The organism is Schaalia cardiffensis, assembly GCF_016405145.1.
Lineage (GTDB): Bacteria > Actinomycetota > Actinomycetes > Actinomycetales > Actinomycetaceae > Pauljensenia > Pauljensenia cardiffensis.
In genome coordinates this window covers 1-1283 of sequence record NZ_JAEKIA010000032.1, presented here as the reverse complement: position 1 = coordinate 1283, position 1283 = coordinate 1, and the positions used below count along the sequence as shown (strand labels likewise).

Annotated in this window: 1 protein-coding gene; it reads right to left on the bottom strand. The window is 62.4% G+C overall.

The genetic code is table 11. The features are described from left to right. Positions 1-47: 47 nt before the first annotated feature. Complete coding sequence (locus JFX23_RS09240) at positions 48-1214, bottom strand: IS1249 family transposase (RefSeq protein WP_198776648.1); 1167 nt, start codon at positions 1212-1214, stop codon at positions 48-50. Positions 1215-1283: the final 69 nt, after the last annotated feature.

Below are 1283 nucleotides of genomic sequence, written 5' to 3'. Positions count from 1 at the left end.
GGGTTACCGGCAGGAAAGTGTGGCATCGCTCGGGCGTGTCGTGGGGGTTATGTGCGTCCGGCCCAGCCTTTTCGGGTGTGGAAGCCGGTGTCGGGGCTGTAGGCGTTGTCGTAGTGTGTGGGCCCGTCTGGCCGGGGTTGTTGTTTGTGTGTTGTGGGGATGATCGTGTGGGGTTGCCTGGCGTGTTTGTCCCATTCGGCGAGCACTGTGGCGGCGTTGATGGGGTGTTGGTGGTGGGCGAGGAACCAGTGAATTGCGGTGATTTGGCGAGTCGTGTTCCAGCCTGCATGGGCGCGCAGTAGGGCGCGGATTTGAGCGTTGAGGGATTCGATGGGGTTGGTGGTGGATGCGAGGTTTGGTCGGCCAGGGTCGGTGAGGAATGTGAAGAGCTGTTTGTTCTTGAGGAGGCGTTCGAGCCGGTAGTACACGCGCCTGTCGCGTTCGTGGGTGTACCACCATTTCTTGCCTGTGGCTGCTGCCTTTTCGGGGTCTTGGGACGCGTAGGTGCGTTCTTTGAGGTAGTGGGCGTATTCGGTGTGGAAGGCGGCGAGCAGGCTCGCCCAGTGTGCGGCTTCATCCATGGTGGTGACGCGCAAGAGGGAATGGGACAGGCCTTTGAGGGCTTTCCCGGCGGGCGTGTGGGGGTTGTGGGTCAGGTCCACGGTGTTGTTGCGGTGGACATGCACGAGGCAGCGTTGGACCGGTTGGTCTGGTCCCCACGGGGTGCGGATCGCTGCCAGGGCGCCGCCTGCCCCGTCGGTAGTGATGATGCCCGGTGGGGGAAGTGGGCTGAGGAGCTGGGTGTAGGCCGTAGCGTTTTCTCGTCCGGCGGTAACCCAGTTCAACGGTGTGCGCCCGTCGGTGGCGATGAGGATGACCCAGGAGTGGGAAAGGTAGATCCCGTCAATGAACACCTGGTCATGAATGACGCCGTCCATGACTGGGAGGGGTGGTGGGACTTGCCAACACCACGAGGTGCGCTGGCGGAAGGATCGGCCGGTGAGTGTGCCGTCGCGTTCGGCTTGGCTGGTCTTGCCGGTCGCGTAGTTGATGAATGCTTCCAGGTCGTGGCGGCGAGTTACGTCAGGGCGCTTGAGAACTGTCGAGAATGAGCAGTTCCGGCAACGCCACCGGGGCGTACGAGAAGACGTTTTCCCGTTCGCGTTCATCGGCGCTCGGCAGATCGGGCACTTGGGGCGCTTGTCAACACTCACCCGCTCATATAGGCCCCACCCCTATGGGGAACGCGACTTTACGCGGTCAGATCAACGAAAAGTCCGGGT